The sequence below is a fragment of the Ruegeria sp. BC1 genome, assembly GCF_056539305.1.
Genome location: NZ_JBQFUT010000001.1, coordinates 588,812 through 614,094 on the forward strand (window position 1 = coordinate 588,812; position 25,283 = coordinate 614,094).

Here is a 25,283-nt window from a genome sequence, read left to right on the forward strand (position 1 = left end):
CGCCGGTTAAACGGCGGCCCTTTGCAAATTATAATCAAAAGGAATTTCCCGTGAAAACCACCCTCATTTCCGCCCTTGTTTTCATGGCTCCGCTTTCTTTATTGGCCGACCCTTTGCCCAGTTGGCGCGAAACAGGATCCAAAGACCGGATTATAAATTTCGTTAACGCCGTCACCGACCCGAACGGCGCTGAGTACGTGCCTCCTGCCGAGAGGATCGCGGTATTCGACAATGACGGAACGCTTTGGGCGGAACAGCCGGTCTATTTCCAACTGATCTTCGCCATGGACCGCCTGGCTGAGTTGGCCGAGGCTGACCCGTCCATCCTGAACAGCCTGACGCTGGAAGCCGCTGCAAAGGGCGACCTGCAGGCAATCGTAGACGGAGGCCACGACGCCCTCATTGAAGTTCTGAACGCCTCGCACGCAGGTTTCAGCGTTCAGGAATTTCAAACCACTGTTGCCGACTGGCTGGAAACTGCGCGACATCCCGATACTGACCTGCCCTATGATCAGATGACGTATCAGCCAATGGTGGAACTGCTGCGCTATCTCAGGGACGAAGGGTTCCGAACCTATATCGTCTCAGGCGGTGGCTTACATTTCATGCGTGTTTTCGCTGAAGAGGCTTACGGCGTGCCGCCTGAACAGGTTCTGGGAACCTATACCGGCACGACCTACGACACTTCCAATGGTTCCCCCACGATCATCAAGGCCCCAGGAATTGCTTTTGTCGATGACAAGGAAGGCAAACCGATCAATATCGAACGTACCCTGGGCCGCCGCCCAATTCTGGCGGGCGGAAATTCTGACGGAGATTTCGCCATGCTGGAATGGACCACCGCAGGCGACGGTGCACGGCTGGGCGTACTTATCCACCATACAGACAGCGAACGGGAATGGGCTTATGACCGCGAAAGCCCCATCGGCAAACTGGTAGACGGGTTGGACAAAGGCCCCGAAATGGGGTGGGTGATTGTAGATATGGCGAATGATTGGAATCGCATCTACACTGGGTCCAGATAGGATTATGAGAGACCGATAACTCCATGTGGCCATTGCTTGTTTCCGCGCTCGTCGTTTTTCTGTATGTGACGACCGTGGTCTTTTCGATACGGGCAGCGCAGACCGCCCGCACACCGCAAGGCGCGGTTGGCTGGGTGGTGTTTCTGATCTCGGCACCTGTGTTCGGTGTCCCGTTATACTTATTTCTGGGTCATCATCGGTTTCAGGGGTATCGCATTGCTCGCAAGCATAGCGAAAAGGTCGTTGAAGGGATCAAGAGTTTTGCGGATTTTTCCAAACCTGATCTTGAAACAATGCGCGTCAATCCCCGCCCCTTCGAAGCGCTCGCGCATCTGCCAGTGTCACGCGGCAACGGGGCAGAACTGCTGATTGACGGGCAAGCGACATTCGACTCCATTTTTCAAGCAATCGACGCCGCAAAAAGCTATGTTCTGATCCAGTTCTACATTGTGCGCGACGACGCCCTAGGCAAACAGCTTCAGGAAAAACTGATCGCTGCGACCAAACGAGGCGTTACCGTTCGGTTCATGACCGACGCCGTCGGCAGCTATGGTCTGCCGACGGCCTATCTGAACGAATTGCGCGCTGCAGGGGTCGAAATTGCTAACCCAAGTGACCGACGTGGGCCGCAATACCGCTTTCAGCTCAATTATCGCAATCACCGCAAGACTGTGATCATTGATGGAGATGTCGGCTTTATCGGTGGGCACAATGTTGGCGTAGAGTATCTGGGGCAGAGTCCCCATTTCGGACACTGGCGGGACACACACATCAAGATGACCGGCCACATTGTCCGACAGTTGCAACTTATCTTTACAGAAGACTGGCACTGGGCACACGAAGAGGATCTGATCGAACAATTGGATTGGGCAGGTTCGGAATCCGAACAGGATATGAACGCGCTGCTGGTCGCGACCGGACCGGGGGACGACACCGAAACCGGGGCGATGATGTTCTTCGCCGCTATCACCGAAGCGCGCGAGCGGGTCTGGATCGCATCACCCTATTTCGTGCCGGACATCGATATCATGACCGCCCTGCAACACGCCGCCCTACGCGGTGTCGATGTACGCATCCTTGTGCCAGAAGTGGTCGACCATCGGCTTCCGTGGCTGGCCGCATTTGCCTATTTCGATGAAATCCGCGATACCGGCGCACGGGTCTTTCGCTATACCGACGGCTTCATGCACCAGAAAGTTTTCGTCGTTGACGACACGTTGGCCGCCGTTGGAACCACCAATCTGGACAACCGCTCATTCCGGCTGAACTTCGAGGCTATGGCCCTGTTCTTCGACTCACGCGCAGCCGCAGCAGTAGACCAAATGCTGCGTGCCGACTTTGAGAAAAGCTATGAGCTGACTAAGGATCTGTCCGATCAACCGGCCTATATCCGGTTCGGTTCACCGCTGGCGCGGCTGTTTGCGCCGATACTTTAGGAAATCAGCTCTTCCTTAAAAACCTGCGTCATCAGGGCGACCATAAACGCCGTGGACAATCCGAAGGCCAGCAATCCCGTAACCGAGGCAAAAGCACCAAAAATACGCAATTGTTCGCCGAGGACGATATCGCCGTATCCAAGTGTCGTGAACGTCACCAGCGAGAAATACAGGGCAGTGTTCCAGTCTGGCAGGACGTCACCGAACACCCACACGATCGCCCAAAGCCAGACCTGAAATGTGTGGATTGCAACGATAAACCCCAATGCTATGCAGATAGGTCCTGCAATAGTAATAAACCTTTTGCTGTTTTCCAGACGTAGCGTCATGCGACGGATAAACTGTGTGCACCATGTCAGAAAAATAATCTCGATGATAAAGCAGATGCCCAGATAGATACTGCCCCAAACAATCTGTTCTGTTAACGTCATCAGCTTTTTCCCGATCTGGAGAAGTGCTGTCACAATGGCGACTTAGCCAGCAAAGAACAAGGCTGCGACCAATGGAAACGAACGGGCCTAACCACTGGACTCTGCCGCAAACCGTCGCACATTGTTTCGGACAATCTCCAAGGGGTGTTGAATGCTGCTGAACATCGACAAGGTCCAGAAATCCTATCCGGGCGGGCGTCCAGTTCTGCGCGATGTGTCACTGACCCTTGATCAGGGGCAGACGCTGGCCCTGACCGGTGAGAGCGGTAGTGGCAAGAGCACATTGCTGAACCTTGCGGCAGCACTGGACAGTTTTGACGAGGGCGAGATCACACTCGACGGAACCGACCTTTCACCTCTGGACGACGCCGGTCGCGCAGCGCTTCGTCGGCGGACTGTTTCGCTGGTTTTTCAGCAGTTCAACCTGATACCTTCTTTAACTGTCGAACAAAATCTGACCTTTCACGCCCGCCTAGCGGGTAATGAGGACACAGGCTGGACTGTGCAACTGGCCGACAGGCTCGGTCTAACTGATCTGTTATCGCGCTATCCCGAGAATCTGTCGGGCGGGCAACAGCAACGCGTCGCCATTGGGCGCGCAATGGCAGCGCGCCCCAAACTGCTGCTGGCGGATGAGCCGACCGGAAATCTGGATGAAACCGCCAGCGCCGTTGTACTGGACATGATGCTTGCGCTGGTGGCTGACAGTGGCGCCGCCCTGCTGCTGGTGACCCATTCCCAGGACATCGCCTCTCGGCTGGGTCGGCAGGTACATTTATCCGGCGGCCACATCGCATGAACAAGGCCGTCATACAGGCACTGCTTTCGCATTGGATGCGTCATCGCCTGCAACTGGCCACGCTGCTGGTTGGAATCGCGCTGGCAACGGGTTTGTGGTCGGCCGTTCAAGCCATCAATGCCGAAGCGCGCGCCAGTTATCAGCGGGCCAGCGATCAGCTCGCGCTGGGCGTTTATGACGAACTGCACGACCCATCCGGCCCCATTTCTGTTTCGCGCTACGTCGCACTGCGCCGCTCCGGGTGGCAGGTGGCGGCGGTTCTTGAAGGACCACTTAGGATTAACGGGCGTACGCTGCAGGTTATGGGGGTCGACATGGTCGCCTACCCGGCCCTGCCCGCAGTGACACGGATCGAACAAAGCGATACCCCCCCCGATCCAGCCGACATGCTGACCGCGCCTGGTCGTTTGCTCGTTGCCCCGGACTTGGCACAAGTGTTGGGAACGCAAGACAACCTGCCCCCTATCCTAGTGTCCGAAAGCCTACCGCCTGATCTGATCCTGACAGATATTGGTGTTGCCGAGACCCTATTGGACAAGCCAGCACAGGTATCCCGGTTGTTGGTGTTGCCGGACCAACCGCGCAGCCTTCCACCCTTGTCTGAAATCGCGCCCGAGCTGATCCGGGTCGAGGCCTCGACCCAACTGGACACTGCCCGGCTGACCGACAGTTTTCACCTGAACCTGACGGCATTTGGTTTGCTGTCCTTCGCGGTCGGACTGTTTATTGTGCACGGCACGGTCGGGCTGGCCTTTGCGCAACGACGCGCGATGATCCGAACCTTACGGGCGCTGGGCGTGTCCATGCAGCGTCTGATCTGGATGATCATGACCGAGTTGATCCTTCTGGCGCTGATAGGTGGAACGTTGGGATTGGTCTTGGGATTCTTTTTGGCCGGAGCTCTGCTGCCAGATGTAGCCGCCACGCTGCGCGGATTATACGGCGCACCGGTCGATGGACAGATGTCATTGCGGCCTGATTGGGCATTGGCAGGGCTGGCAATGGCTCTGTTGGGCACCTTGCTGGCCAGTGGTCACGCCATGTTTCGACTATCTCAGATGCCTTTGCTTGTAGGGGCTGGACTACAGTCGTGGCGTGGCTCGGGTGCCGGCCAGCGGACCTCTGGCATGATCGGTCTCGCTCTTATCGCTGGCGGCTTTGTCATAGGCTTTGCCTTTAACGGATTGATTGCCGGGTTTGTCATGGTTGGCGGGATCCTGACCGGCGCTGCCCTGGTGTTGCCATACCTGCTATCCCTCGCACTAACAGTTTTTCAACGCAGCGCCCGGAAACCGGTCGCTCAATGGGTTTGGTCCGACATGAGGGCTCAGCTGCCGGGTTTGTCGCTGGCGTTGATGGCGTTGCTGCTGGCGCTCGCTGCGAATATCGGCGTCAGCACAATGGTTTCAAGTTTTCGTCTGACCTTTATCGGGTGGCTTGATCAGCGCTTGACGTCAGAACTTTATGTGACTGCTAACGATAGCCAGCAGGGCGCTGAGATAGCCTTGTGGTTAAGTCCTCGGGTCGATGCCGTCCTGCCGATCCGCAGCGTTGAACTGATTCACGAAACCGGCCCTTTGTTTCTGTATGGAATTGTTGATGATCAGGTCTATCGCGACCATTGGCCCTTGATCGCGACATCCGACAACGTTTGGGATCGAGTTTTTTCGGGTGAAGGCGTGCTGATCAACGAACAGCTCGCGCGGCGGTCGAACCTATGGCCCGGTAATACGCTAACCCTTAACGTGGACAACGCGCTGATTATTGCAGGGGTTTATTCTGACTACGGAAACCCCACCGGTCAGGCTATCGTTTCAATGCCGCAACTGGACCTGATCGCGCCCGGAGCCGATACGCGCCGGTTCGGTATCCGTCTCGCGCCCGAACGGGCGACCGAGATGGCGCAGGCCTTACGGGACCAGTTTGATTTGCCGCGCCGATCCGTTGTTCATCAGGCCGCGATGAAAGCGCAATCTCTGGCTGTTTTTGACAAGACATTCTTGGTGACATCTGCCCTGAACGTCCTGACCTTGGGGATTGCCGGTTTCGCCATATTGACCAGCTTGCTGACACTCTGGACCCAGCGCCTGCCGCAGATTGCACCGATCTGGGCTTTGGGCCTGACTCGGGCCCAGCTTGCGCGGCTGGAATTACTGCGCAGTGTCCTGCTGGCTACTTTGACCGCAGTTTTCGCCCTACCGCTTGGCCTAGTGCTGGCCTGGGCGTTGCTGGCTGTGATCAATGTGCAGGCATTTGGCTGGCGCCTGCCGATGTACCTGTTTCCGACGAATTGGGCCTACCTGTTCATTTTAACCCTGCTGGCCGCCTTTCTCGCTGCCGCGCTACCTGCTTTGCGGTTGTTGCGTCTGCCGCCTGCCGAACTGTTGAGAGTGTTTGCAAATGAACGCTAAATCGCTGGCTTTTATATTGCTCTTCCTGTTGCCCATAACCGTTCAGGCTCAGGGTTACGCTGGGTTGGGCGGGTCAGCTCAGGGGTTTGACCTACCACGCGCCGATTTCACGTTCGAATTCCCCCGCGATCACGGGCCACACCCCAGCTTCAGGATCGAATGGTGGTATCTGACTGCAAACCTGACCGGCGATGATGGGCGTGAATATGGCGTCCAGTGGACACTATTTCGGTCAGCGCTGAAACCGGCTGAGGTCGAAGGATGGCAAAGCCCACAACTGTGGATGGGCCATGCGGCGGTGACCACTCCGGACGCTCATTTCTTTTCTGAACGCCTGTCGCGCGGCGGCATTGGTCAAGCAGGGGTCGTTGCGGAACCGTTCGAGGCCTGGATCGACGAATGGCATATGCGCGGACCCGACCTTGACGAGTTGTCCCTGACCGCCAGCGGTTCTCAGTTCTCCTACGATTTGACCATGACCGCCCAAGGCCCGCTGGTGTTTCACGGTGATGCAGGTTACTCGGTCAAATCCGCCGATGGGCAAGCCAGCCATTACTATTCGCAACCCTTCTATGCCGTCGAAGGTGTTTTGCACCTGCCCGATGGAGAGGTCGCCGTGTCCGGCCAAGGCTGGCTGGATCGAGAGTGGTCATCGCAACCCCTGGCTGCGGATCAAAGTGGATGGGATTGGTTCTCGCTCAGCTTTGATGACGGCGATAAACTGATGGCCTTTCGCTTACGTGGGGACCGTAGGGATTACACAGCTGCCACGTGGATCAGCCCTGACGGAACCACGACCCCCCTTCCCGACGGGACCGCAACCTTTGAGCCCCTGAACACTACACGCGTTGCTGGCCGGGACGTACCGGTACAATGGCGGGTTACATTGCCGGACCGCAACCTGGACGTTAAGGTTTCGGCCCTCACGCCCGACGCATGGATGGCCACACGGTTCGAATACTGGGAAGGCCCGGTGACAGTATCCGGCAGCCACAAGGGCCGCGGATACCTTGAAATGACGGGGTATTAACGCACTACGTAAACCGAAACGTTCGAGTGCCGCACCACCCGCGACGCGTTGGGGCCCAACAGATAATCCTTTAGGTCCGGTTTATGTGCGCCGATAACGATCAAATCGCTCTTTGCACTTTCTGCTGTTTTCAAAATCTCTTGATACGCAGTTCCAGTGGCGACTACGTGACGGATGCTTTCGTTCCGATCCGCCCCCAGCGTCGATGTGCACAATTCGACCAGATTGGCGCGTGCGTCTTCCAATGCTTTCTCATGGAAATCCGCCTGGAAAAAGCCGGAAACCCAGCTTTCCCCAAAATCCGGCAAAACAGTCACGACATCCAGTTGCGCACCGTCATGATCAGCCAGCGCTGCGGCTGTTTCCAGAACATCAACGTCAAGATCGCCGTTGCTGATATCGACGGCGCAAAGAACGGAATTAGTCATGCGGGCACCTCTTCTTGTCTGGCGGCACGGCCGCGTTGAAGGAAGGCGATCAGGCCCAGCAGGATCATCGCCGGAATGTAGATCAACTGTTTGGGGGGCTGGCTGGACGGCAAGCTGACTGAGGACAGGCGAACAGCCTCGTCCCCGTAATAATCGAAAATATCCAGCTCATCCGCAACGGGTGTTCCGAACAGCGGCTCTTCCAGTTTGACCAGACCGTCTTCGTCGATCAGCAGCAGACCCATGGCATCGACACGCGCCTCGCCGCCCTCTTCGTTGCCAACGGTCACAACTACGGTAGTGTCTGTCATCTCAAGCGTATCGAAATCGGGGCCGCTGACGACCAACCGAACTTCGGACCCCGGTGGCGTTTGCCCGATGGTTTCGACAAACGCGGATGGCTCGACCGAAGTATACGGGGGGGCAATGCGATCCATGAAGAAGTCCGGTCGGAACAGAGCAAACGCCACGAAGATCAGCGCGACGCTTTCGTAAATCCGGCTGTGGGTCACGAAATAACCCATTGTTCCCGCGGTAAAGACAAGGATCGCGATTGTCGCGAATATGGCGACCGTTATCCCCTCGACCCACGTCACATCAATCAACAACAGGTCGGTGTTGAAGATAAACACAAACGGCAGAGCCACTGTTCGCAGGCTATAGAAGAACGCGGTGAAACCGGTTTTGATCGCATCGCCACCAGACACGGCAGCAGCAGCAAAGCTGGCCAGCCCGACCGGGGGCGTCACGTCCGCCATGATCCCGAAATAGAACACAAACAGGTGCACGGCGATCAGCGGCACGATAAGGCCGCTTTGGGCGCCCAGCTCGACCACAACACCGGCCATCAGCGAACTGACCACGATGTAATTCGCGGTTGTCGGCAGGCCCATGCCAAGGATCAGGCTGAGGATACCAACCATGACCAGCATCAGGATCAGGTTGCCGCCCGACAGAAACTCGACCAGATCGGCCATAACCTGCCCCACGCCCGTCAGGGTCACGGTGCCCACGATCACGCCCGCCGTGGCGGTGGCCAGAGCGATGCCGATCATGTTACGCGCACCGTCGATCAAGCCCTGCCACAGATCAGCAACACCGTCGATAAAGCTGGCGTTCAGGCTGCTTTGCCCCCTGAACAGCGCCTTGAGCGGCTTTTGCGTCAACAGGATCACGAACAGCAGTGCCGTCGCCCAGAAGGCTGACAGGCCGGGCGATTTTTGTTCAATCATTAGGAAATAGACCAGCACAATAATCGGCAGCAGATAATGCAGACCGGCCTTGTAGATGTCAGCGATGACCGGCAGTTGCACTTCTTTGGCGTTCGGATCATCGGGTTCCAGATCCGGCACCTGAGCAGCCAGATACAGCAACCCAACATAAACGGCGCAGACAACAAGACTAAGGATCAGCCCCGCCGCCGAAGGCGCCCAGCTTGACACCGCATCCACCGGGAACTGCGAACCATAGCAAAGCCCGGCAAAGACGAGGAAGAAGGACAGCATCCCGACAACCGTCCGCGCCAAATGCACGTCGCGGTCACCCAGTGTGGGCATGTTCCGCTTCACGGCTTCCAGATGCACGATGTACACCAGCGCGATGTAGGAAATCGCCGCAGGCAGGAAGGCATGCGTGATGACCTCGACATAGGAGATGCCGACGTATTCCACCATCAGGAAGGCCGCAGCGCCCATAACCGGTGGCATGATCTGACCGTTGACCGACGAGGCAACCTCAACCGAGCCAGCCTGTTCGCTGCTAAAGCCCACGCGTTTCATCAGCGGAATGGTGAACGTGCCGGTGGTTACAACGTTGGCAATGGACGAACCCGAGATCAGGCCAGTCGCCGCCGAACCCACAACCGCGGCCTTGGCCGGGCCACCGCGCAGGTGACCAAGTGCACCGAAGGCCATTTTGATAAAGTAGTTCCCTGCCCCGGCTTTATCGAGCAACGCACCGAACAGCACGAACAGGAACACGAATTTGGTAGACACGCCCAGGGCGATGCCAAACACACCCTCGGACGTGATCCACATGTGGCTCATCGCCTTTTTCAGGCTAGCGCCTTTCCATTGAATAACTTCGGGCAAGCCAAATATGATCATTGCCCCCACAATCAGGATTGGAATGGCCAGTGCAATGCTCGCAAACCGAAAAGCCAAATACGAAGCGATAATCAGACCGACGGCAGCGGACCACCTTAAAAGATTGTTCTCTATTCCAGAACCTGACCCAAAGAACACATAGGCCAAGAAGATCGTCGCGATGATCGCCATTGCCGGGCCAAGTGCGCGGCGCGCGGCTTCGAACAACAACAGCAAACCGGCCAGCGCGACCCACTTATCGGTGTCGTCTGCAAGACCGCCCGCATCTACGATCTTTTCGTAGAAAAAATACCCATACAGCGCCAGAAACGCGCCCACGACCCCCATAATCCAGTCCTGAACCGGGATATAGTCTCGCGGGCTGGATTTCAGCGCGGGGTAAGCCGCAAAGGCCAGAAACATGGCAAAGGCCAGGTGAAACTGACGCGCGTTATTGACCACACTGCCAGGCAAAACATAGTTCGCCAGCGGCGAAGCCAGAACGACCTGAAAAATCGACCAGATCGCAGCCACCACGGCCAGAAAAATCCCGACATTACCGACCGGATTACGCCCACCGGCATCAGAGGACGCTACAAGTTCCTGTAGCTCTTCTTCGGATAGCGGACGATTGGATTGTGTGTCGGAACTCATAAATTGTCTCCCCGTCGTGGCCATTTTTGGCCTTCTGAAGCACCCGTTTGATACGGGATTGGCGCAGGGCGACCGAAGACGCCCTGCGTTATGTTTGGCTTATTGAATCCAGCCTTTTTCTTTGTAGTATTTCTCGGCGCCCGGGTGCAGCGGGGCCGACAGACCGTCTGCGATCATTTCTTCGGGCTTGAGGTTGGCAAACGCCGGGTGCAGCTTTTTGAAGTCATCGAAGTTCTCGAAGACCGAGCTTACAACCGCGTAAACAGCGTCTTCGGACACATCAGCCGAAGTCACAAACGTGGCACCAACACCAAAAGTCGACGTGTCACCATCCGAACCGCGATACATGCCACCGGGGATGGTTGCAGTGCGGTAGAACGAGTTATCGTTCACCAGCTTGTCGACGGCGTCGCCACTGACGTTCACCAGAACCGAGTCACAGGCTGTGGTGGCTTCTTGGATCGAACCCGAGGGGTGACCAACGGTGTAGACCATCGCGTCGATCTGGTTGTCACACAGAGCCGCAGACTGTTCAGCCGCCTTCAGCTCGGTCGCCAATTCGAAATCGTCGGCGGTCCAACCCATTTCGCCCAACAGAACCTCCATCGTGCCGCGCTGACCGGAACCGGGGTTGCCGATGTTGACGCGCTTGCCTTTCAGGTCCTCGAAGTTGGCAATGCCGGAATCTGCACGTGCCACAACAGTGAACGGCTCGGGGTGAACCGAGAAGACCGCGCGCAGGTTTTCAAATGGGCCGTCCTCTTCGAATTTCGACGAACCGTTATATGCATGGTACTGCCAATCGGACTGCGCCACACCAAACTCCAGCTCGCCTTCGCGAATGGTGTTGATGTTGTAGACAGAACCGCCGGTGGATTCGACCGAGCAGCGCACACCGTGTTCTTTACGACCTTTGTTGACCAGACGGCAAATCGCGCCACCGGTCGGATAATACACTCCGGTCACACCACCTGTGCCGATGGTAATGAACTCTTCTGCATAGGCTGCCGGAGCCATAAGGGCCGCGGTGACGACCGCGCCGAGGCTGAGCTTGCTGCTGTTTTTCATATTTGTGAACTCCCAATTCTTTTGGTGGATGGGAGATTGTTAGCGGTCCCATCACAGGACCTGCCGGTACGTCAAACGCACGCGCCTTGCAACAAGTGCAAGCGCTTGAAATTCCAAATTCTCCCAACATCTTCGACGTTTCATTCAGACACTCAACTTGTCAACCCCCGTGAGTGGCCCAGCGGGCCTGAGCCGCAAATCTGAGAGATATTTCCGAACTTTCCCCGTCAAAGGCCAGATAATGTGATCAAATTTGCGAATTTCCCGGTGCATGGAAAAAAGAGAACGTAACAAAACTTTTGAATGTTTGGCGATCGATCTCTAATCTCAGGCGAACCCTTACAGACCATTAAGCACATGGCTGTAAGGCAAAAGTTTCGCCAAAGCCGGGAAAGGCCCAGAATATGAAACGCGCATCCCCTAGCCCGTTGCTCATCATCGCCTTGACGATCAGCGCAGCGATTGCGGCTTGGGGCATTGCCGATCCGCAAGGTCTGGGACGTATCGCGGCTTCGGCCGTGGCTATGCAGTTCAACAGCCGCGGTTGGTTCATAATGCTTGAGGTCAGCGGTCTATTGTTTGTTGCGCTGTACCTTGCTCTGTCGCGGTTTGGCGATATCCGCCTCGGCCCGGATTCAGCAAAACCAGAGTTTTCAACGTCGGCGTGGATTGCCATGCTTTTCGCTGCAGGGATGGGGGTTGGACTTCTGTTTTACGGAGCGGCCGAGCCCCTGACTCATTTTGACGTGCTACGCCAATATCGCAGTGACCCCGAAGCAGCCAGCTATGCCTTGTTTGTGACCTATCTGAACTGGGGATTTCACGCCTGGGCGATTTACGGGATCGTCGGATTGATCATTGCCTACTTCGCCTACCGTCGGCAGCGTACATTGTTGCTCAGCGCGCCTCTTACCGACGCATTGGGGGAAGCCGGATGGACGAAAGCCCTGGGTTGGGTGTTCGACTTGCTCTCGATCGTTGCGATCGCCGTTGGATTGGCCGGCTCCATGGCGATGGGCGTGTTCCAGATACAAACTGGCCTGGCAGGCCTGATCGGAGTCGACAATCCAGGTATTCTGACGATACCAGTATTTGCTGCCCTATGCGTTGCATTCATCATTCCATTGCGTCGTGACCTCGGCCAAGGTATGGCTCTGCTTTCCAATGCTGCGATGCTGATTGCCGTGGGGATGATGGTGTACCTGCTCATACTGGGTCCGACCTCATTTCTGATGGATGGCATTGTTTCCGGTTTCGGACGTTACCTGTTCGGGGTCCTGCCCGCAGGGTTTTCAACCGCTGAGTTTTTTGACAACCTGCTGATCGACTGGTTTCAGGGCTGGACACTGAATTACATGATCTGGTGGCTCGCCTGGTCGCCCTTTGTAGGCATCTTTATTGCCCGCATTTCACGCGGCCGCACGATACGCGAATTTCTGATTGGTGTTGTCGTCACCCCAACCCTATTCTCGGTTCTATGGTTCGGCGTTTTCGGTGGGCTCGGGTTCTTTGACGTCTTACGACAAGAGGGTGCGCTGTCAGCGGTGAACGCTGAAAACCTAGATGCTACGACTTTTGCGCTGCTTGAACGATTTCCGCTGGATGGCATAACGAGAACAGCCACCATCTTTGCCGCTTTCCTGTTCGTCGTGACAAGTGTGGTCAGCGCGGGCTTTACCCTCGCCATGATCGGAACTGGTGGCGACGACAACCCGTCGCCCCGCGTCCGTACGATCTGGGGGATCATTCTAGGGGCATTGGGGCTGGCGATGGTTCTGGTTGGCGATATTTCCCTGGTCAGATCCATTATCGCCCTGTCCGCCATCGCCTTTGTCTTTATCGTACCGATTCTTGTAATCTGCCTGGTCAAAGCCCTTACACGCGAGGAAACCCGATGAGCAGTGAACTTATTGATACCGCACTGAACCTCAGCGTCTTCGCTTATATCGGTTTTCTGGTCTGGTTGGGCCTTCGGCGTGATCCGTAGGAGCACACGTCAAGTTTTAGAACGGAGGCCGAGCGTTTCCGTCCTTCCCACATTTGGAAAGAACGGAAACGCCTGCGCGAACTCAGATGAAGTCGGTATTGTCGAGGATCACGCCTTCAACCAGAATTGAGTTTCCATTCCACTCAACCAAAGTATCGCCGTTGATAACTGTCAGCGTCAGGTCAGCAAAACTTGCCGCGTTCTCGATCTGGATCAGGTCGATGCCATCATCGAAACCGCGAATTTCATTGTCGCCGAACGCGTCACCGCGGAAGATAATCGTATCAACGTCGCCGTCATTGTCGAGACGTGCTACATCATTGCCCCCACGGAAGACCATCGTATCGTTACCGTCGCCTGCGCGGAAATAGTCACTTTTACTACTCCGATCAAAGTAGGTATCGTCGTAGTCAGTGCCACGCAGCCGTTCGATGCTGACAAGGGTGTCTACGTTTCCGAACCCGTCCGTCACAACCCCGGCCTTCAAATTCGCGACAATTCCCGAAGTGCCACCCAAATTGTCATCGTTGCGATAGCTGACTTCGTCCTTGCCGCCACGACCGTTGAAATAATCGTTGCCGCCAAAGCCCACAAAGAAATTGTCTTTGCCGTCGCCATACATCACATCACTCAGCATGGTGCCTTCGACGCCCTCCACGTTGAACAAATTGTCAGTATGCCCGTCAGGGCCTTTTACTTCGTTCTTGTTTAAATCAACAATGATCCTTTTTTTCAGCAACTCAGGATTCCAGAACGTTTCCTGGTAGCTCACGATGTCAAAACCGGCGCCACCGTTATACGTGTCCTTCCCGCCAAAATCGCTCATGTAGTCGTCGCCGGCCATAGCCTTGACCAGATCATTGCCCGCACCGGATTTCAGATCGTCCCCTGACCAAGTGGTGTCTGGTCCACCACCAAAATTGGACCCGATATAGACACCGTCATACGCCGTCACAGCATCCCATAGGTTCCAAAGATCAGGCTCTTCGGCGTAGTACCCAGCGAACCAGGCCAAGTCGACTTTCAGATTGGTTGCCTCAAGGATCTTGAATCCCAGATCGTTGTAGAAGGTGATCGAAGTAATGTACCCGCCCGAATACGTTCCGGTATCGAACCATCCGCCGCGGGTCGTTGCCGAACCGGTTTCATAAGTATGCCACTCAGCATCTTCAATGCCGAGTACGGCCTTATCCCAGTTGCGCGTTCGATCATAGCCATAAGTGCCTGTATCGTGCACAAAGCGGATGCCTTCCTGATCGATCTCAGACATGTATCCGATTGCCGTAAGGTTTGCTTCGTTGAAGTTGGTATAGCGATGAAATCCCTGGTTTCCGTCTAACATCTGGATGTTCGGAGTGAACTTCCACGGGGATCTTGCACCACCGTTGTCCTGCAAATTGGTTGCTGTGATACTACCAGGGCTGGAAAACGTGACTATCGAACCAATGCCGTTATTAGTGATCTCGGCGTCAAGAGTTGCCTGGGTTACCCCCTCAAATTCCAGAAATGCTTGGTTTCCGGTTCCGTCGTCAAAGATCAACAGCGCGTCACCATCATTGGAAACACCCGTAGTCCAGTCGCTTGCGGTGTAGTCGTCAACTTCAATTGAATCAGTGCCGAATTCGAATTGATCGAGATCGTAGTCGAAATTCTTGCCGGAAAATCTGAAGGAGTCGCTACCATTGCCCCCTCTGACAAATCCGCTGCCGTCTACAAATATGAACTCATCGTCTCCATCACGGCCGTCAAAGAATATGTTCTTTTTTCCACCGGTGTTCATAAATGTGTCGGCAAAAGCGGACCCTCGAAATCCTTCTATGTTTTTGAAACTATCGATGTCACCCGATCCGTCCCGGGCCAAACCATTTTCGACATCAATGATAACGCCATCGTTTGCACCGTATCTGTCATCACGGTCATAACGGAGCAGATCGAACCCGCCTTTGCCATCAAAATAGTCGCGGCCTTGCAATCCGATAAACTGATTGTCAGCACCATCGCCTATAAACCTGTCGTCCCGAAACGTTCCCCGAACGCCTTCAATGTTTTTTATTGAGTCCTTTTGCCCATCATAACCAACGATGAAATCTTTGTTGTTCTTCGCACTCATATTAACGGAGATTCCGCGAAACGCTTGCCCAGGATTCCAGAACGCGTCGCCGTATGACAAAATGTCGTAACCCTTGCCGCCGTCATAAATGTCCTTACCACCAAGATCGATAATGTAGTCATCTCCGCCACGCGTCATGACTGTATCAGAGCCAATTCCGGTTCTGACATCGTCATAAACACTTGAACCCGAGAAGGTCATGCCCTTTGCAATTATCGCGTCATATAGTCTAAAGAGTTGGGGTTGGACACTGTTATAGAAATAGAAAAGCGGAAGCTTGTAGTTCAATCCGGTGATCTGGGCAATCGTGTTTCCCACGTTGTCCATATATGTGATGGAATCAATAATACCGGAGGTAAAAACATACCCGCCGTCAAGAAGTGATGTCCCACCTGCGTCCGGTCCGGATTGAACTTTGGTTTCAACAGCGTTCTTGAAGCCAAAGGTAATTTTAAAGGCATCCCTGGTCGGATCGTATGTATTCGACCCGGTATCGAAGTCAAAAGTCGCCCCCGATGTGGTTAAAGAATTCAGATTGAAGTCCCGGAAACGGTCAACCCGATAGAAGCCTTGATTGGTGTCGAAAAATTGAAATTGCATTTATTTCTCTCCTTGAAAAACAAGGCAAAGAGGAATTGACGGCCAAACAGCCTAGCAATAAATAAAATTATCCCCCCTTCCCCACACTTAACTCTCTTCGAGACTTCCCATTCCTGTCAAGAGATCGAAAAGCTAGGAAAATGCGTAAAAAAATTATACACTTAATCTAGCTGCGCAACCCAAGGGAAAATGAGCGCGACATTTTTCCCCTATCTTTTCGATCAAATTTTTCAACGCTTACTGACGGCTGCAGGAAGTCCGCAGGAAACGATTCGCCAATTAGAAGAGCTATTTGGCGGCTTAACTCAGGCCCTGAAATTTGCCTGGAAACCAAGGACAGAAACTTCTTCTTCGTGAACGTCCAGACACTTAATACAAAAATGTAGTGAGCAAAAAGGGAACAGAAGATTTCCTTCAGGTCTTTGCATTGCCAGTCTCCCATTCCGTTGAAATCCACCCTTCAACGAAACAGTGATTCCACACCATGTCATAATCATTGGGGAACTTCGGATTGATTGCCAGGCTGCGTGTGGAGCTGATGGCAAGGGGCGCGAATAAACTAGCAGCGTTGCAAATTAAGAATGCAGAGAACGGACCCCTGCAAGACGGCGGCGGTCTGATGATCGACAAGCGAAGTAAGCAAACAGGTTAACGGATTTTCAGATATTCAATCGCCGGACGCAGGCCCGACATGGGGCTGGGTGCCTAGCCGGATGTGTCGCTCTCGGATGTACGAAGAACGTAAGGTTAGCTGGGTATCCCACTGACGAAATTAGGGATAAATTGACCTCGCCTGTAGAGCCAGTCAGTGTAAAATGGTCAAAAAGTGTGAAACGTGTGATAGATAAAAGAAGTACGAGTAAATTTTTGAGACCAGATTATGCAAGTTCAGCAAATAAACTCACCTGAATATTCCAGTAAGTCCGCTTCAGTTGGTGCGACGTTTCTTGTTTTCTTTATCAGCTTCGCAATCCTTGCAAGCTCCGCCTTTCTTGGGCTGCCTTTTGGCAAGGCCATTGTCGGTGGATTGCGCGTTCTAGAAGGCGATGTACCCTATCGCGATTTCTGGAGCGTTTACGCGCCAGGCCAGTTTTATGCCGTCGCCGCATTGATGGGTACGTTTGGTCGAGAGATTGTCGTGCAAGGATTGGCCGCAGCGGTGATGCTGGCCAGTGCTATCACAATTGAATACCGGATAGCATTGCGCTTAGGAGCGTCGAACAATCTGGCCTTCGCGCTTGCAATATCTTTGGCAGTTATTCTCTGGAAGCCAGGTCTCGAATTTTCGACTTGGGTACCCGCAATTCCGTTCATGATGGGTGCGTGGCTCAATGCAATAATATATTTGCAATCTGGCAGAGAGAAAAACTTGTTCTTCGCGGGCATCTGCTTGGGATGCGCAGCGTGGTTCAAGCATGACGTTGCCGCTTATGCCGCTATCGGTATAAGCGCGGGCCTTTTTTTTGCGGCTGTTATTTCGCGCGAACCAAATTGGTCCGGAATTCGCGCAGCCCTCCGCGCACCGCTGATAGTGGGCATTACGTCATTTTTCACCGTACTTCCCGTGGCAATCTTCCTAGCTATTTTTGCCGGACCGCAAGCCTGGATTGACCTCATTGCCTATCCTTTGGGTGATTTCCGCAGTGTGAGAACTGAACAATACCCACAAGCTGCACCTGATATTGCAGCCCTGATCGAGTGGCTTCGAAACCCTATGGAAATGTCAGCTGCACGTCACGCCTTCTTACGACACAAAATCTGGGCCCTGTCTCGTATACCAGAAGCAATTCTTTTGGGATTCATTATCGTACTGCCATTCTGGCGAAGACTAACCGGTCACGCGCCTTCAGGCACCACGCTTCTGTTAGTCACCTCGATGCCCCTTTTCTGGCTGGCGGCCCATGTTCAGCAAAATACTCATCTGTTCACACTGGTTATGCTGTGTGGATTGCTGGGTGTTTCGGCTTGGGTAGCAACGGCGTCATTCTCGCGCCATAAGACGCTGTCTCGTTGCGCCCTCATCCTCGTCGCTGTGGTCTATTGGGTTGGAATCGCGATCGCACCTGTTGGCGAAGTGGCACGTATGCTGACCTCCAGCGGGCGCCTTCAAACATTAGACCTACCCGGTGTCTCGGGTGTCCTGGTACCAGAAGACAAATACAACATTTACAAACCTATTTCCGATTACTTGATTGAGCACGTACCCGAAGGACAGCCAATCTACATTGGTGTTCGGCGCCACGACGCAATTGTGATTACTGATATGCGCTTTCTTTATATGACCGGTCTTCGAAATGCATCTGGTCACCACGAGTTACACCCTGGCATAACTGATCGGGAACCCGTCCAGCGCAAAATTATCAACGAAATCGAGGAAGCCGGTGTTCAATATGTGTTGATATGGAATTTCGGCTGGAGCGACGAAATGCTCGACGAAATCGTCGCACGTCGCGCCGAAAAGGTGGACGGCGTCGGCGCAACACTTCTTGACGAATACATCCGCAGTAACTTCCAACCAGTGCACGAAGTGGGTGAATACGTGATCATGAAGCGTACCGAACACTAAACGCATTATTACGAGAACCGCCTCTCGACACCAGACTGCAGGTGCTTCCGAACCTTTAACCGTGTCATTGTTCAAGCTTTAATGCTGCCCCACCACGGGTATTATACCGCCTTTGGAACCAAACAGAGTCCAAGGCTTTGAAAAGCAAGTTTGGATATATCAAGCAATGGCACCACCGATTGCCGCTGATTTGGCTGTGGGATTTTTTTTGATTCTGAAAACCATCGTCGGTGTACGCGGCTTCCAAACCGGGGCGGATACTCGCAAACTGCCGATAATGACGAAATTTACCAGTTTGTTGGTTCTAATGCACAATCCCAAACAAATGTGGTGCCCAAGGAGAGACTCGAACTCTCACGCCCGTGAAGGCGGGGGATTTTGAATCCCCTGCGTCTACCATTCCGCCACTTGGGCCACGAACACTGGATTAGCGCCCATCACCGGGAAGGTCCAGAGGCAAAAACCATCCCAAATCCAGTTTGTTTTGACTGCGGTGCTTGACGCCTCATCTGCCCCATGATTTGCGTTACCCAACGTGAAAGTAGGATTTTAGCACCTTATGTTGCGATCGCTATATGACTGGACCATTCGTCTGGCCGAACATCCGCATGCCCTGTGGGCGCTGGCCGTAGTTGCCTTCATTGAAAGTTCGTTCTTTCCAATCCCGCCGGACGTTCTAATGATTCCGATGATTCTGGCGCGCCCGTCGCGTGCGTGGTTGATCGCTTCGGTCGCACTTGTCGCCTCGGTGCTGGGCGGATTGTTGGGCTACGCCATTGGTGCGTTCTTTTATGAGAGCCTCGGTCAACCCATCCTCGAATCCATGGGTAAGGCGCACGCTATGGAAGAGTTCAACACCCGTTTCAACGACTTCGGTTTCTGGGCCGTTCTGGCCGCTGGTGTGACACCCTTCCCTTATAAGGTGATCACCATTATGTCAGGCTGGACCGGCATGCCGCTGGGAACTTTCGTAGCGACCTCAATCCTGGCCCGTGCCCTCCGGTTTTTCCTGGTGGCCGGCTTGCTTTGGAAATTCGGTGAACCGATCCGGGACTTCATCGAAAAACGACTGGGTCTTATGTTCACCCTGTTTATCATCCTGCTATTCGGCGGCTTTCTCGTGGTGAAGTACTTATGACGCGCAAGAACATTTTAGTGTTGATCGCAACAGCGGGTTCGGTTGCGCTGCTGCTTGGTGCCTGGGGATTTCAGTACATTGGCGGGTTGGCGCCGTGTAAGATGTGTATCTGGCAACGATACCCGCATGGTGCTGCCATTCTGGTCGGTGCGCTGGCGCTCACCTTGCCGCGCGTCAATGCCCTGCCCTTGCTGGGTGCGCTGGCGGCCCTGACAACAGCTGCCATTGGTGTCTTTCACGCCGGGGTGGAACAAAAATGGTGGGAAGGCCCAACTAGCTGCACGTCCGGCGACATCGGCGGTTTGTCCACGCAGGAACTGATGGATCAGATCATGTCCGCCCCGCTGGTACGCTGCGACGACATCCCGTGGGAGTTGTTTGGCCTCTCGATGGCAGGTTGGAACGCCGCTCTGTCGGGCGTTCTGGTGCTGATCTGGCTCGCCGCGTGGCGCATCCGTTAAAGCTCGTCCAGTTCCGCATCCCAATACAGAAAGTCGATCCAGCTGTCATGCAGGTGGTTCGGCGGAAATTTTCGCCCAATGTTCCGCAATGCTTCAGCATCCGGCTGGCGCGGGGGCTTGCGCAGGGTCATTCCCGCCTGCCGCAACGATTTCGATCCCTTGCGCAAATTGCACGGGCTGCACGCCGCTACAACGTTCTGCCAGCTGGTCACACCGCCGGCTGCGCGCGGAACAACGTGGTCAAAAGTCAGATCGCCGCGGCTTCCACAGTACTGGCAGCAGAATTCGTCCCTCAAAAATAAATTAAAGCGCGTGAAGGCCACGCGCTTTCTGGGTTTTACATAGTCTTTGAGGACAACGACCGATGGTATTCGTATCGCGGTACTCGGGCTTCGGACGACCTCATCATATTCAGCCACGATGTCCACCCTGTCCAACCAGGCCGCCTTTATCGCCTCTTGCCACGGCCACAGGGACAATGGGTAATAAGACAAGGGGCGATAATCGGCGTTCAAAACCAATGCCGGATGATGCTTGAGCGCACCGGGTTCCCTGACAAATTCGGTTCTGAAGTCTCCATCCATCTCAGAATCGCTCCTCGCTCTGCTCTGCCCGTTTTTGACACCAGAGCGGGGAACACCCGCCCCGGCCTTAACTTAACTATATATCGTGTTAAATCTCTGACAAGCCCTGAGTTTCCACAATATCTCGGGGATTGGTTAAGCTGCATCAGTAACAGTATCGTGACAGTTATCCACAGGTTGCGCCAATGTGGCCTGCGGGCTATGGCGTGGGCCATGTCTTGGTTCATCCGATTCAACAAACCCTTTGACGTGCTGCCGCAATTCACCGACCGTGCAAACGCGGATTCGCCCCGCAGCACCCTGTCAGACTACATCGACTTGCCCGGTGTTTACCCGGCCGGTCGTCTCGATCGCGACAGCGAGGGGTTGATGCTGCTGACAGACAACGGACGGCTTCAGGCGCAGATTGCAGACCCCAAGCACAAGATGCCCAAAACCTATTGGGTGCAGGTCGAAGGTTTGCCGGATGCCACCGCCCTCAAAGCGCTGCGAGACGGGGTGGAACTGAAAGACGGAATGACCCGCCCCGCAAAGGCACGATTGATGGATGAACCTGCTGGGTTGTGGCCACGCACCCCTCCGATCCGTGTACGCCAAACCGTGCCGGACTACTGGATCGAGCTGACCCTGCGCGAGGGCCGTAATCGTCAGGTCAGGCGGATGACCGCAGCGGTGGGCCATCCAACTCTGCGCCTGATCCGGGCCAGGATCGGTGACTGGAATCTGGACGGGCTTGAACCCGGCCAGTGGGACAGCCTGCCCGCGCCAGAGGTGAATACAACCCCGCAACGCAAACGGGATCGTCGCCCACGTCGGTGACAAAAACGCCCTTTTGTGATACACTTAGGGAATGAAAGTCACGCCGAACATACCTGCACCTTCAGGGGTTCTTGAGGCTGCTCTGTACGTTGACGACCTAGACGCGGCTGAGCGATTCTACGGGGAAATCCTGGCTCTGGAGCAAATTCAGCGGGTTCAGGACCGGCACGTTTTCTTTCGGGTCGGAGGATCCGTTCTGCTGTTGTTCAATGCTGAGGAAACGGAAAAACCACCGGGCAATCCAGACCTGCCGGTGCCTCCTCACGGAGCGCGCGGTCCCGGCCATGTTTGTTTAATTCTAACGCGGTCCGATATAGACGTTATGCGCAAGCACCTGCTGGACTGGAATGTCCCTGTTGATGCGGAGTTTGACTGGCCCAATGGCGCTCGCTCGCTTTATGTGCGAGATCCGGCAGGCAATTCAGTCGAATTTTCCGAAGGGCATCTATGGGGATAATCTCGGTGACCGTAAGGTCAATGTTCTCAGGCACCTGGAAGTGGTTCTTTGATCACCCTTACAGCCATCTGTTCTGATACTACTTTGTCAAATCAAAGCGTTTTGAGATGCGATCGACCAGTGTTCCGTCGTCCAAAGGCACACCAAAGTCCACACTATAATCCTGAAAGCCCATCTTGTCGTAATAGCTCAGGCCCTGTCCGTTGTCGGCCCGAATAGTGGCGTTGATCGCATTCATCCCCAGCGATCTGGCGAAAATCTGCGTTTTCCCAAACAACGCCCGTCCCGCACCTCTCAGAGTAGGTTGGCGTCGTGTAAATGTAGCAATATCAGCGCAGTCGTGAGGCAAGCCATCATGCGCGCCCAACCACTGGAAACCTGCCACCTCGCCCTGATCATCCAGAGCGACGTGGCAGCATAGCGTATTCGCCCCATGCAGAAAGCTTTGTGAAAATAACGCTTCGGAGAATGGGGCCTCAAAGGCGGTGGTGCCTCCAATTCCAATGATCTCGTTCAAGATCTGGCACGCTGATGCCACATCCTCTGACATCATTGGTCGCACCACTATCATCGCTATAGGCTCAGCTTGTCGCGCATGAAGGCCAGCGCGACGCTCAGACCATCCGGTGCGATACCGTGGCCGGTGCCTTTCATGACATGGGCGTAAACTTCTTTGAAACCAGCCTCTTGCAGGGCTTCAGCGGCTGCGGGCAGCGATTGCGGTGGCACGACGTCGTCGGCGTCTCCATGCACCAACAGGATCGGCATACGGCTGACCGTTTCATCGGGCAGTAGATCGGGTTCCAGCAACCGGCCCGAAAAAGCGACGATCCCCGCAACCGGATCCTCGCGGCGCGGGGCGACGTGCAGGCTCATCATTGTGCCTTGCGAAAAGCCAAACAGAACGACCTGTTCGGGCAGAACGTCTTCGTCCACCATCAAGGCGTCGAGGAAGGCGTTGAAATCTTCAACCGCCATTTCCATACCGCGCCGCGCCTCTTCTTCGGACGACCCGTCGATCCATGGGATCGGGAACCATTGAAAACCGTTGGGCATACCGGGGATCTGTTCGGGCGCGTCCGGGGCTACGAACAACGTGTCCGGCAGGTGTTCGCCCAGCGGATCGGCCAGTCCCAACAGATCGGCTCCGTTCGCACCATAGCCATGCACGAACACCACAACCGAGCGCGTGTCGCCCGAAACCGGCTCTTTTCGGAGCGCATTCAAAACCCGTGTCATCTGATCCCTTCTCGTTCTTTCGCGACCCGGTAATAGGCCCACAACACACGGGCCGCAACCGACCGCCACGGCGACCAGGCCTCGGCCATTTGGCGCAGTTCCTTGTCCGTCGGGCGACTGGGCAGGTCGTATAAAATACGCGCCGCCTCTTGCAGGGCCAGATCGCCCGGAGCAATCACGTCCGCCCGGCCCAGCGAGAACATGGCGTAAATCTCGGCGGTCCAAATTCCAATACCCGAAACCTCTGTTAGAATTGCAACCACATCCTCATCAGGAGCGTCGCGTAACGCCTTGTAATCTATTCGCGCTTCGGCTAGCGCGCGTGCGTATCTGATCTTCTGGCGGCTCAACCCGACAGCCCGAAGATCGTCGTCGGTGGCCCACATGATCTTGCGCGGACCGGTCAGCTTTGCATCCTGCAATCGCTTCCAGATGGCATTGGCCGACGCCACACTAACCTGTTGGCTGACAATTGCACTGAGAAGCTGTGCAAACCCATCCGGACGTCGGCGCAGAGGTAACGGGCCGGTTTGTTCCATCGCCCAAGCCATGCGGGGGCATGTTTCGGCCAGCCAAGCAGCCCCTTCCGCTACACAGTCGGGTGTCTCGATAATCCGTCCGACAGACATGGGGACTCCGACAGTTGCCAATAAGCGCACGTTACGTCGCTTTGCCGCAGATGCAACCCGCTTGTGTGACTGAGATTTGACAGATACGCATGAGCCCATGACGCTGACCGCCTCCACACCTGCAGACAATAGTCTGGCCAAACGCAATGTCGCTGTTTTGGTGGCAGCGCAAGCCGTGCTTGGGGCGCAGATGCCGATGATCTTCATCGTTGGCGGTTTGGCGGGGCAGTCATTGGCCACCAATGCCTGTTTGGCCACCTTGCCCATTTCACTGATTGTGCTGGGCTCGATGCTGGCAGCGACTCCGGTGTCAGCAATCATGCAACGCTGGGGCCGGCGTGCTGGGTTTCTGGTAGGCGCAACAGCGGGCGCGTGCGGCGGTATCGTCGGCGCATACGGTCTGTTTCTGGGATCGTTTCCGGTCTTTCTTGTCGGCAGCCTGCTAACAGGCATCTACATGAGTGCGCATGGCTTCTATCGCTTCGCCGCAGCGGATACGGCTTCCGACGACTTTCGTCCCAAAGCAATTTCCTATGTCATGGCCGGCGGACTGGCTGCAGCCATCATCGGACCGCAGATAGTCAAGTTGACGGCGCAAGCTTACGTTATTCCGTTTCTCGGCACGTATCTGGCTGTAATCGCCATCAATATCGTTGGTTCGGCCCTGTTCATCTTCCTCAATATTCCGACGCCTGAGAAGCCAGCTCAAGATGCGCCCAAAGGTCGAACTCGCCTACAAATGCTGCGGACCCCGCAGATCGCAGTGGCAATTATCTGTGCGATGGTCGCCTACGCATTGATGAACCTTGTGATGACCTCGACGCCTCTGGCCGTTGTTGGCTGCGGTTTTAGCGCCAATGACGCGGCCGACGTTGTCACAGCGCACGTTCTGGCAATGTATGTGCCCAGTTTTTTCACAGGGCAATTGATCGCTCGTTTTGGCGTAGAAAAGATTGTTGCGTTGGGATTGGCAATTCTGGCCGGTGCCGGAGTTGTCGCACTGCAAGGTGTCGACCTAGGCAATTTCTTCGTTGCGCTAATCCTGCTGGGCATCGGCTGGAATTTTGGCTTTATCGGCGCCACAACCATGTTGGCCTCTTCACACGACGTAAACGAACGCGGACGGATGCAGGGCCTGAACGACCTGCTGGTATTTGGCGGTGTTACAGTTGCGTCGCTGGCGTCGGGCGGATTAATGAATTGTTCAGGTGGTTCCCCGGTCGAGGGCTGGACGGCGGTGAACCTCGCCATGATCCCACTACTGACGCTGGCAGGTGGCGCCCTGCTGTGGCTGGTCCTTAAACCCGCCGAGACGGAAGCAATCTGA

The 25,283-nt window shown here is 55.1% G+C and carries 22 protein-coding genes and 1 tRNA gene; 13 read left to right on the forward strand and 10 right to left on the reverse strand.

Going from position 1 to position 25,283, the window contains the following annotated elements:
• Positions 1 to 50 precede the first annotated feature (50 nt).
• Both ACR0IY_RS02885 and cls read left to right on the forward strand, forming a co-directional pair.
• The gene (locus ACR0IY_RS02885) at positions 51 to 1,025 is read left to right on the forward strand and encodes an HAD family hydrolase (protein ID WP_480670344.1); all 975 of its coding nucleotides are present in this window, start codon (positions 51 to 53) and stop codon (positions 1,023 to 1,025) included.
• Between the two features lie 23 nt (positions 1,026 to 1,048).
• Complete coding sequence (gene cls / locus ACR0IY_RS02890) at positions 1,049 to 2,461, forward strand: cardiolipin synthase (protein WP_480670345.1); 1,413 nt, start codon at positions 1,049 to 1,051, stop codon at positions 2,459 to 2,461.
• On the opposite strand, the gene ACR0IY_RS02895 is transcribed toward cls, so the two are convergent.
• Positions 2,458 to 2,892 carry an ion channel gene (locus ACR0IY_RS02895; protein ID WP_480670346.1) on the reverse strand — a complete coding sequence of 145 codons (435 nt, stop codon included), beginning with the start codon at positions 2,890 to 2,892 and terminating at the stop codon, positions 2,458 to 2,460. The genes cls and ACR0IY_RS02895 overlap by 4 nt on opposite strands.
• A 151-nt stretch (positions 2,893 to 3,043) precedes the next feature.
• Between ACR0IY_RS02895 and ACR0IY_RS02900 the strand changes: the two genes are divergently transcribed.
• The 3 genes from ACR0IY_RS02900 to ACR0IY_RS02910 are packed head-to-tail and all read left to right on the forward strand — an operon-like array spanning position 3,044 to position 7,132.
• Positions 3,044 to 3,691, forward strand: a complete 648-nt coding sequence (locus tag ACR0IY_RS02900) for an ABC transporter ATP-binding protein (RefSeq protein WP_480670347.1) — start codon at positions 3,044 to 3,046, stop codon at positions 3,689 to 3,691.
• A complete protein-coding gene (locus ACR0IY_RS02905; RefSeq protein ID WP_480670348.1) occupies positions 3,688 to 6,102 on the forward strand; it encodes an ABC transporter permease in 2,415 nt (804 codons plus the stop codon). Before ACR0IY_RS02900 ends, ACR0IY_RS02905 begins: the two co-directional genes overlap by 4 nt.
• Positions 6,092 to 7,132: a lipocalin-like domain-containing protein gene (locus ACR0IY_RS02910; RefSeq protein ID WP_480670349.1), complete on the forward strand. Its 1,041-nt coding sequence runs from the start codon at positions 6,092 to 6,094 to the stop codon at positions 7,130 to 7,132. Before ACR0IY_RS02905 ends, ACR0IY_RS02910 begins: the two co-directional genes overlap by 11 nt.
• Here the strand turns inward: ACR0IY_RS02910 and ACR0IY_RS02915 are convergent.
• From ACR0IY_RS02915 to ACR0IY_RS02925, 3 genes are all read right to left on the reverse strand, one after another.
• Entirely contained in the window at positions 7,129 to 7,560 is a 432-nt protein-coding gene (locus ACR0IY_RS02915; protein ID WP_480670350.1) for a universal stress protein, read from the reverse strand. The genes ACR0IY_RS02910 and ACR0IY_RS02915 overlap by 4 nt on opposite strands.
• On the reverse strand, positions 7,557 to 10,298 hold the full coding sequence (locus ACR0IY_RS02920) for a TRAP transporter permease (protein ID WP_480670351.1): 2,742 nt from the start codon (positions 10,296 to 10,298) through the stop codon (positions 7,557 to 7,559). Before ACR0IY_RS02920 ends, ACR0IY_RS02915 begins: the two co-directional genes overlap by 4 nt.
• 99 nt (positions 10,299 to 10,397) lie before the next feature.
• A complete protein-coding gene (locus ACR0IY_RS02925) occupies positions 10,398 to 11,366 on the reverse strand; it encodes a TAXI family TRAP transporter solute-binding subunit (RefSeq protein ID WP_480670352.1) in 969 nt (322 codons plus the stop codon).
• 404 nt (positions 11,367 to 11,770) lie between these two features.
• On the opposite strand from ACR0IY_RS02925, the gene ACR0IY_RS02930 reads away from it, so the two are divergent.
• Positions 11,771 to 13,264: a BCCT family transporter gene (locus tag ACR0IY_RS02930; RefSeq protein ID WP_480670353.1), complete on the forward strand. Its 1,494-nt coding sequence runs from the start codon at positions 11,771 to 11,773 to the stop codon at positions 13,262 to 13,264.
• A gap of 171 nt (positions 13,265 to 13,435) precedes the next feature.
• Here ACR0IY_RS02930 and ACR0IY_RS02935 read toward each other — a convergent pair whose 3' ends face one another.
• Positions 13,436 to 16,063: a hypothetical protein gene (locus ACR0IY_RS02935; RefSeq protein WP_480670354.1), complete on the reverse strand. Its 2,628-nt coding sequence runs from the start codon at positions 16,061 to 16,063 to the stop codon at positions 13,436 to 13,438.
• Between the two features lie 189 nt (positions 16,064 to 16,252).
• On the opposite strand from ACR0IY_RS02935, the gene ACR0IY_RS02940 reads away from it, so the two are divergent.
• Positions 16,253 to 16,420 (forward strand): hypothetical protein, encoded by a 168-nt coding sequence (locus ACR0IY_RS02940; protein WP_480670355.1) that lies wholly within the window; start codon positions 16,253 to 16,255, stop codon positions 16,418 to 16,420.
• 523 nt (positions 16,421 to 16,943) lie between these two features.
• Complete coding sequence (locus tag ACR0IY_RS02945; protein ID WP_480670356.1) at positions 16,944 to 18,629, forward strand: hypothetical protein; 1,686 nt, start codon at positions 16,944 to 16,946, stop codon at positions 18,627 to 18,629.
• 328 nt (positions 18,630 to 18,957) lie between these two features.
• Here ACR0IY_RS02945 and ACR0IY_RS02950 read toward each other — a convergent pair.
• Positions 18,958 to 19,043 (reverse strand) — tRNA-Leu (locus ACR0IY_RS02950).
• A gap of 145 nt (positions 19,044 to 19,188) precedes the next feature.
• Here ACR0IY_RS02950 and ACR0IY_RS02955 point away from each other — a divergent pair.
• Entirely contained in the window at positions 19,189 to 19,767 is a 579-nt protein-coding gene (locus ACR0IY_RS02955; RefSeq protein ID WP_480670357.1) for a YqaA family protein, read from the forward strand.
• Positions 19,764 to 20,228, forward strand: coding sequence for a disulfide bond formation protein B (locus ACR0IY_RS02960; RefSeq protein ID WP_480670358.1), 465 nt, complete (start codon positions 19,764 to 19,766; stop codon positions 20,226 to 20,228). Before ACR0IY_RS02955 ends, ACR0IY_RS02960 begins: the two co-directional genes overlap by 4 nt.
• Here ACR0IY_RS02960 and ACR0IY_RS02965 read toward each other — a convergent pair.
• On the reverse strand, positions 20,225 to 20,812 hold the full coding sequence (locus tag ACR0IY_RS02965) for an HNH endonuclease (protein ID WP_480670359.1): 588 nt from the start codon (positions 20,810 to 20,812) through the stop codon (positions 20,225 to 20,227). The genes ACR0IY_RS02960 and ACR0IY_RS02965 overlap by 4 nt on opposite strands.
• A gap of 213 nt (positions 20,813 to 21,025) precedes the next feature.
• On the opposite strand from ACR0IY_RS02965, the gene ACR0IY_RS02970 reads away from it, so the two are divergent.
• Together ACR0IY_RS02970 and ACR0IY_RS02975 are read left to right on the forward strand one after the other, a co-directional pair.
• Positions 21,026 to 21,631, forward strand: coding sequence for a pseudouridine synthase (locus ACR0IY_RS02970; RefSeq protein WP_480670360.1), 606 nt, complete (start codon positions 21,026 to 21,028; stop codon positions 21,629 to 21,631).
• 31 nt (positions 21,632 to 21,662) lie between these two features.
• A complete protein-coding gene (locus ACR0IY_RS02975; RefSeq protein ID WP_480670361.1) occupies positions 21,663 to 22,088 on the forward strand; it encodes a VOC family protein in 426 nt (141 codons plus the stop codon).
• A gap of 79 nt (positions 22,089 to 22,167) precedes the next feature.
• On the opposite strand, the gene ACR0IY_RS02980 is transcribed toward ACR0IY_RS02975, so the two are convergent.
• The 3 genes from ACR0IY_RS02980 to ACR0IY_RS02990 are packed head-to-tail and all read right to left on the reverse strand — an operon-like array spanning position 22,168 to position 23,956.
• Positions 22,168 to 22,641 carry an N-acetyltransferase family protein gene (locus ACR0IY_RS02980; protein WP_480670362.1) on the reverse strand — a complete coding sequence of 158 codons (474 nt, stop codon included), beginning with the start codon at positions 22,639 to 22,641 and terminating at the stop codon, positions 22,168 to 22,170.
• Between the two features lie 20 nt (positions 22,642 to 22,661).
• Positions 22,662 to 23,327, reverse strand: a complete 666-nt coding sequence (locus tag ACR0IY_RS02985; RefSeq protein WP_480670363.1) for an alpha/beta hydrolase — start codon at positions 23,325 to 23,327, stop codon at positions 22,662 to 22,664.
• Entirely contained in the window at positions 23,324 to 23,956 is a 633-nt protein-coding gene (locus tag ACR0IY_RS02990; protein ID WP_480670364.1) for a DNA-3-methyladenine glycosylase family protein, read from the reverse strand. The genes ACR0IY_RS02985 and ACR0IY_RS02990 overlap by 4 nt, the downstream gene beginning before the upstream one ends.
• A gap of 97 nt (positions 23,957 to 24,053) precedes the next feature.
• Between ACR0IY_RS02990 and ACR0IY_RS02995 the strand changes: the two genes are divergently transcribed.
• Positions 24,054 to 25,283, forward strand: a complete 1,230-nt coding sequence (locus ACR0IY_RS02995) for an MFS transporter (protein WP_480670365.1) — start codon at positions 24,054 to 24,056, stop codon at positions 25,281 to 25,283.

Excerpts from the sequence above, each read along its gene's own strand:
- ACR0IY_RS02975 (WP_480670361.1), top strand. The coding sequence starts at position 21,663 with ATGAAAGTCACGCCGAACATACCTGCACCTTCAGGGGTTCTTGAGGCT.
- ACR0IY_RS02980 (WP_480670362.1), bottom strand. The coding sequence starts at position 22,641 with ATGATGTCAGAGGATGTGGCATCAGCGTGCCAGATCTTGAACGAGATC.
- ACR0IY_RS02935 (WP_480670354.1), bottom strand. The coding sequence starts at position 16,063 with ATGCAATTTCAATTTTTCGACACCAATCAAGGCTTCTATCGGGTTGAC.
- ACR0IY_RS02910 (WP_480670349.1), top strand. The coding sequence starts at position 6,092 with ATGAACGCTAAATCGCTGGCTTTTATATTGCTCTTCCTGTTGCCCATA.
- ACR0IY_RS02995 (WP_480670365.1), top strand. The coding sequence starts at position 24,054 with ATGACGCTGACCGCCTCCACACCTGCAGACAATAGTCTGGCCAAACGC.
- ACR0IY_RS02990 (WP_480670364.1), bottom strand. The coding sequence starts at position 23,956 with ATGTCTGTCGGACGGATTATCGAGACACCCGACTGTGTAGCGGAAGGG.
- ACR0IY_RS02970 (WP_480670360.1), top strand. The coding sequence starts at position 21,026 with ATGTCTTGGTTCATCCGATTCAACAAACCCTTTGACGTGCTGCCGCAA.
- ACR0IY_RS02925 (WP_480670352.1), bottom strand. The coding sequence starts at position 11,366 with ATGAAAAACAGCAGCAAGCTCAGCCTCGGCGCGGTCGTCACCGCGGCC.
- ACR0IY_RS02945 (WP_480670356.1), top strand. The coding sequence starts at position 16,944 with ATGCAAGTTCAGCAAATAAACTCACCTGAATATTCCAGTAAGTCCGCT.
- ACR0IY_RS02965 (WP_480670359.1), bottom strand. The coding sequence starts at position 20,812 with ATGGATGGAGACTTCAGAACCGAATTTGTCAGGGAACCCGGTGCGCTC.
- ACR0IY_RS02900 (WP_480670347.1), top strand. The coding sequence starts at position 3,044 with ATGCTGCTGAACATCGACAAGGTCCAGAAATCCTATCCGGGCGGGCGT.
- ACR0IY_RS02895 (WP_480670346.1), bottom strand. The coding sequence starts at position 2,892 with ATGACGTTAACAGAACAGATTGTTTGGGGCAGTATCTATCTGGGCATC.
- ACR0IY_RS02960 (WP_480670358.1), top strand. The coding sequence starts at position 19,764 with ATGACGCGCAAGAACATTTTAGTGTTGATCGCAACAGCGGGTTCGGTT.
- ACR0IY_RS02930 (WP_480670353.1), top strand. The coding sequence starts at position 11,771 with ATGAAACGCGCATCCCCTAGCCCGTTGCTCATCATCGCCTTGACGATC.
- ACR0IY_RS02920 (WP_480670351.1), bottom strand. The coding sequence starts at position 10,298 with ATGAGTTCCGACACACAATCCAATCGTCCGCTATCCGAAGAAGAGCTA.
- ACR0IY_RS02915 (WP_480670350.1), bottom strand. The coding sequence starts at position 7,560 with ATGACTAATTCCGTTCTTTGCGCCGTCGATATCAGCAACGGCGATCTT.
- cls (WP_480670345.1), top strand. The coding sequence starts at position 1,049 with ATGTGGCCATTGCTTGTTTCCGCGCTCGTCGTTTTTCTGTATGTGACG.
- ACR0IY_RS02985 (WP_480670363.1), bottom strand. The coding sequence starts at position 23,327 with ATGACACGGGTTTTGAATGCGCTCCGAAAAGAGCCGGTTTCGGGCGAC.
- ACR0IY_RS02905 (WP_480670348.1), top strand. The coding sequence starts at position 3,688 with ATGAACAAGGCCGTCATACAGGCACTGCTTTCGCATTGGATGCGTCAT.
- ACR0IY_RS02955 (WP_480670357.1), top strand. The coding sequence starts at position 19,189 with ATGTTGCGATCGCTATATGACTGGACCATTCGTCTGGCCGAACATCCG.
- ACR0IY_RS02940 (WP_480670355.1), top strand. The coding sequence starts at position 16,253 with ATGAGCGCGACATTTTTCCCCTATCTTTTCGATCAAATTTTTCAACGC.